The following is a 5,441-nucleotide window of genomic DNA, read 5'->3' on the forward strand; positions in this document are numbered from 1 at the left end:
AAAGGGCTTTGGCTGGGCTGCAGATACCCTGAGAGAAAATCCCGAGGCTGCAACGGCAATCATCGGTATGACTGATACCATCGCTAATTCAGTGTGGAGCCTTATGGCTGTTGCTGAAGGTGGGTTAGAGGTCGTTAATCCTTCGACAAGTGGCAAGGAAAGTCCCGAGTTTTCTATGGATTATTACGCAAGCGAATTTGAAGCTGGTGTAAAACGGCTAATCCGTGACAAAGAGACGTTGGGAGAAGGTGTAGATGCGATCCAGCAAGGAGCTGTTGATCTTTTTCTGGAAACCGTTAAGGACAGTGATGTCTCACCGGAAAAGGCAGCGCTTTATGCCACAATTGCTGCAAGTGGTGTTATCATTACCCGTGTATACGCAAAGCGTTTGACTGGAGGATCAGGGAACACCCGTAAAGAAGTAAATGAACTTGCTGATACGCTTGATAATCTTAGCAATGAAGTAAACTTTGTTGCACGCAAAGTTGAAGCTGAAAAAGTTGCTCGAAGTATGCCTTATGGCAGTCGAGAGTGGCGGGATAATTATGATAGTTTCTATGGGAATGAAAATGTTACTTCGACAACTATTCCACCTTACAGTGCAAAGAATGTAAAACTGGCAGGGAAAAGACATCCAGATACCGATGTGGTATATGATTTGAGAGGTTTCCCAATTTTTGATGATATTGCAAAGTATGATACTCGATTACCCTTAAGCGATTTCAAGAGTGCGAGCTACCAAACTCAAATGCGAATGGCGACAAGAGATTTAAGAGATCAAATTGAAAAAAATCAACAAATAAAAACAACATTTGATGCTGATCAACTACATGCTATCCAATCAGGTAAAGCGAATATTCCAAGATTAACATGGCACCATCATCAAGATTCAGGCCGTATGCAGCTTGTTGATAGAGATACACATAAACTTACGGGACATGTTGGTGGTGAAGCAATTTCAGAGGGGCAATGATGGCTAAATCATTTCGTTTAGAAAAGAATAATTCCGATGATATTGGGTTTGCTTCAACTTGTTTAGTGGCAGGGATTATTGATTTCGATGAGTTTAAAGCATGGTTATATTTCGTCATGGAAAATTCAGATGAGATCCCCAGCTATTTTTTTAATATATTAGATATAAATGAAAAATTTGAATACACATTAAAGCGACAAGAAGTTGTTGGTTTTACACCAAGTTGGGAAGGAACAACGTTCGAAGAAAATGCGCTTTATGGAATTGGGTACAAACGTAATATAGCCTATCAAAATGACGTAGTATCTCAAATATCAGCTTTAAAAGCCCTTTCAAAAAACCCTCATATTGAAGAGCGTTTCAAAGAGACTTTCCCATTTCTTGAACTACCAGAATAAGCAATTTTCATTTTAAAATACCAGCCGGATCGACGGGGGCAGCAAGGGCGGGTCTCTTGGTCTGAGTACAGATCTGGATAGCAAGGTCAACGCCGTCAATGGCTCAGTCTCCTACGGCAAGGAAAAGGGTCGCAAGGCGTGGGTCGAGGAACAGTCAGCCCTGATTGCCAAAGGCAACGTGGATGTCACCGTCGGTGGTCACACCCAGCTTGACGGGGCGGTCATTGCCTCGACCGAAGGCGATGTGACGCTGGATACGGAGACCTTCGACTACAGCGATATTCAGGATCACGACACCTACAAGAACGTCAATGGTTCTATTTCCGGCTCTATCGGTGTTGGCGGGGATGACGGGAAGAAAGACACATCTGATCCACTTGACCAGATTGCCCTGCTGCCCACCATCGAAGGCTCCTACGAAAACGCAGAGAAAGAACAAATCACCCGCGCCACCGTCGCGGCCTCGAACGGTAACATTGACGTCACCGTCCGTTCCAATCCCGATCAGGATCTCAGTGATCTCAACACCGACCTGAGCAAACGTCAGGAAATCACCAAGGACAAAAAGACCAAGGCGAATATATACGTCAGTGGAACTGCGCTTGCGACTATTGCAAGAACAGCGAAGACAGCAATTAAATATCTAAAAGAAATAGAGCAGAGCGGAAATATCACTTCAGCAGAAGCGCGTAAGCTTGAAGGAGTCTTGGAACGAATTTCAGAAGAAGGAATTGATCCGGATACGTTAGCGGTCTGTGGCATACAGCAAGGGTTCAATATCTTCAATCTGTTGATTTCCTCTGCCCATGCTTCAGATGGTTGTGTTTTACGGTTTGGCAATGGAAACAGTTTCGAGCTTTCCGCAACCGAACAACAGATTATCAGAGAAACACAACAACGGGCATCAGCAGAACTGATACCGGGGCTTTTCTCGCAAGTTCAAAGTTTAAGAAATATTTCCAACAGAACAGATGAACAAGAATATGCTCTGGCACAGGCCGAAGGAGCACTTGTTCAACAGATGGCATATTATGAATTATGTTCTGATGGTGATAATGCCTTACGTCACTCTGGCTTGGTTCCTTATACGCCGGAATTCCGTTCATTCTTCCATACTGCCGAGGCTTATAGTAAAGGCGGCGATGCGTTAGCGGCTCAACTGCAATCCATCAATTCGGATTTTCATACGCAGTATACAGAATTCAGAAAAACTCAACCTGAACTCTTTAATGCGATGAACACAGTGCTCTATAGCGGAAACAAGCAGGCTGTAGATGCTGCATTTATGTTGCGTGGTTTGAGTACAAATAGAGGCGACACATCGCTTACAAACGATGCAATTAAACGGGCAGCCTCAGCTGTTGCGCCAACATTGTTTCAAAGTAATCTGGGCGGTTTGGGGGATAACAAGCATCGTGCTGTTATGTCCACCTTGCGCCTTGCTGCTGCTGATATGACAGCGTCGGAGAAGGCAGCTTTTGCCAAAGAACTCAATGCATACGCTAATGCACATGCTGATAACGCAGAAGCGAATATCACTAATGCCAGAATTATGGTTGGCGTGATTTTTGGTGCTGCGGTTGCTGTTGAGGCTGCTCCGGCAGCTATTGCAGCAGCAACAGCTTGTATGGAGAACCCGGTATGTATTAATGAAACGGCCATAGCTCTTGGAGATATGGCTGCCGGGGATGCTGTTGGTGGCGCAACTTTGGGCGTATCTGGACTTACAGTCGTAGCCAAGAATGGTGATAATATTGCCAAAGCCGTTGATGGTGTTCTTGACGATATTGCGAGGAATGCTATAAACAATGGAGCGAGCGACATTGCGACAGCTCAGCGGTTAGCGGATGATCTACGTTTAGCGTCCGCAAGATCACCGTTTACATCAGATGGAAAATTGACACCTAGTGTGATTGCACAAGGTGACGAAATCATACCAGCTGGTTCGCTTGGTAATCCGAATATTCCTGCAGGTTTTGGCAAATATCAAAGCCCGGCTTTCCAAAGTCCATCAGGTGACTTCAAGTTGCACTACTACTATAACCCTACCACAAATCAGGTGATCTATGATCTTGATTACAAGGTAATTTTCAACCACCAAGGAAATTGGCCGTGATTGTGACTTGTACCAAACTAATAAATCCCAACACGGGTGAGAAAGAAAACAGCAGCCGTTGGCGTACTATCGGTAAAGAGTACAACGTGCTCGAAATCTACATGGGGCACGATGACAAGATTTTGAAATACCGTCTGCAAAGCGATGACAATATGTCGCCAACTTTGAGTCATGCAGAACTGTTTGAAGTAACCAGTGACTATATTCCGTCAAGTTGGACTGTTTCCAACAGCAGTGGCTGGTTCGGACTTGGCCCCAAATCTTGGCAAAAAGCGGGTTTTTGGGTAGCATACTTTGATGGTGAAGAATGGGCACGAGACCTTTACCAACGCGAGGTTGACAAGATCATAGACGAAGATCGTCAAGCAGCTTCTGTCTGAACACCAATCCAACTCCAGTGCCACATTCATCAGCTGCAGTTTGATTGTGACATGTTTGACTAAATCTTGGAGATCTTCGTGCGCGTGCTTAAGGTTGACGGCATAGGATTTGCCAAAATGCGGGTTGCCGATGAAGCGGGCGAGGATAGCTTTTTGACAGCTAAGTGCAAAGAAAACACATGGGTTTGCTACGTTATTTCATTAGCTTGATCGTTGCACTGCTGTTCACAGTATTGAGCGCGGCAGCTATGACAATAGTACCAACGGCATCACGCTCACGAAAGACCAGATAGCGGCCCTGACCAGTGATATCGTTTGGTATGTCACGGAAATCTTCGAAGGACAGGACGTTCTGGTCCCGCGCCTCTACCTTGCGCAAAACAGCCGCAGCAAGCTCTTGCCCAAAGGGGCGATTATTGCCGCGACAGATCTGGACTTGACCTCGCGTGAAGGATCTATCCGCAACAGCGGTAATTTGACTGCGGAAAATGATCTTAATCTTACCGCAGAAGAAGACGTTATCAACAGCAGCGGATCCATCCGCGCAGGTAACAATGTTCGACTGGTTGCCCAGAGCGGTAACGTGATCAATGAAACCGCGACCTATGAACTGCGCACGGATGGCACCGATGTTCAGACCGTTCGCAACGCCGGGGTGAGATCTTTGCGGGCGGCACACTGGATGTTGTTGCTGATAGTGACATCATTATCCGCGGGGCAGATCTTGCTGCGGTTGGGGATACTACTCTTACCGCCGGAAATGATGTTCAGGTCGGGTCGATTGAACTGCGGGATAAAAAGCATCACACCCACAAGGCTGGCTATACCAATATCGACAGCACCACCAACGTCGGTTCAACGGTCCTCACCGATGGCAATCTGGTTATTACGGCGGGCAAGGATGCCACAGTCAAAGGCTCTGCCGTGGCCGCCGGTCAGGACCTTACCATCCGCGCGGGGGATAATATCAATATCACCTCGGCACAGGACCAGCGGAGCTATGACTACAAGCTGAAAAAGAAAACCTTTGGCGGTTCATCCTCTCGCGAAGGCAACGGCCTGAAGATAACGCAACAGGCCTCTGCCGTCGGGGCCGGGAATGATCTGGTACTGGAATCAGGCAAAGATACGACGGTCACTGCTTCTGCGCTCAATGCCGGAAATGACCTCAGCATTACGGGTGACAATGTCACCGTTGATACCGCTGAAAACTACGAATACGACTATAGCAAGCGCAAGAAATCCGGTTTCTTTGCTGATGGCATGGTTTCTTCCGACGGGGCCAGTGTTTCCGTTGGCTATCGCAAGGAAAAACACACCAAGGAAACCGAGGGTGTCACACAGGTTATCTCGGCATTGGGGGCCGGAAATGATATTTCCATTACCGCCAGAAAGGATGCCACGATTGATTCGGCGACTGTAAGCGCCGGGCGCGATGTGACGGTTACGGCCACTGAAAATGTTGATTTCAAATCATCACAGGATCTTTTTAATCGCAATGAAGAACACAAGGTCAAACAGGTTGGCCTGACCCTTTCCCTGAAACAGAACGTCACGGCGGCGGCAAAAGCCGT

General features: G+C 46.8%; 6 protein-coding genes. 5 read left to right on the top strand and 1 reads right to left on the bottom strand.

Translation table 11 applies throughout. From position 1 onward, the window contains the following. The 4 genes from O4H49_RS20365 to O4H49_RS20380 form a co-directional block, all read left to right on the top strand. The coding region (locus O4H49_RS20365) for an HNH endonuclease (protein WP_269425267.1) at window positions 1-973 on the top strand (973 nt) is incomplete at its 5' end. Continuing rightward, on the top strand, window positions 970-1,371 hold the full coding sequence (locus tag O4H49_RS20370) for a hypothetical protein (RefSeq protein WP_269425268.1): 402 nt from the start codon (window positions 970-972) through the stop codon (window positions 1,369-1,371). The genes O4H49_RS20365 and O4H49_RS20370, both read left to right, overlap by 4 nt. A gap of 178 nt (window positions 1,372-1,549) precedes the next feature. Then, window positions 1,550-3,487, top strand: coding sequence for a hypothetical protein (locus O4H49_RS20375; RefSeq protein WP_269425269.1), 1,938 nt, complete (start codon window positions 1,550-1,552; stop codon window positions 3,485-3,487). 86 nt (window positions 3,488-3,573) lie between these two features. Beyond that, entirely contained in the window at window positions 3,574-3,867 is a 294-nt protein-coding gene (locus O4H49_RS20380; protein ID WP_269425270.1) for a hypothetical protein, read from the top strand. Between the two features lie 193 nt (window positions 3,868-4,060). Here O4H49_RS20380 and O4H49_RS20385 read toward each other — a convergent pair whose 3' ends face one another. Next, complete coding sequence (locus tag O4H49_RS20385) at window positions 4,061-4,546, bottom strand: hypothetical protein (protein WP_269425271.1); 486 nt, start codon at window positions 4,544-4,546, stop codon at window positions 4,061-4,063. Between O4H49_RS20385 and O4H49_RS20390 the strand changes: the two genes are divergently transcribed. Further along, window positions 4,546-5,441 (top strand): hemagglutinin repeat-containing protein (locus tag O4H49_RS20390; protein ID WP_331283779.1); only part of this gene is annotated, 896 nt, incomplete at its 3' end. The two genes, O4H49_RS20385 and O4H49_RS20390, sit on opposite strands and share 1 nt — an antisense overlap.

The organism is Kiloniella laminariae (assembly GCF_027214005.1).
Lineage (GTDB): Bacteria > Pseudomonadota > Alphaproteobacteria > Kiloniellales > Kiloniellaceae > Kiloniella > Kiloniella laminariae_A.

Bases quoted from the DNA above. Each gene is read 5' to 3' on its own strand.
- O4H49_RS20370 (WP_269425268.1), top strand. From the start codon at position 970: ATGATGGCTAAATCATTTCGTTTAGAAAAGAATAATTCCGATGATATT.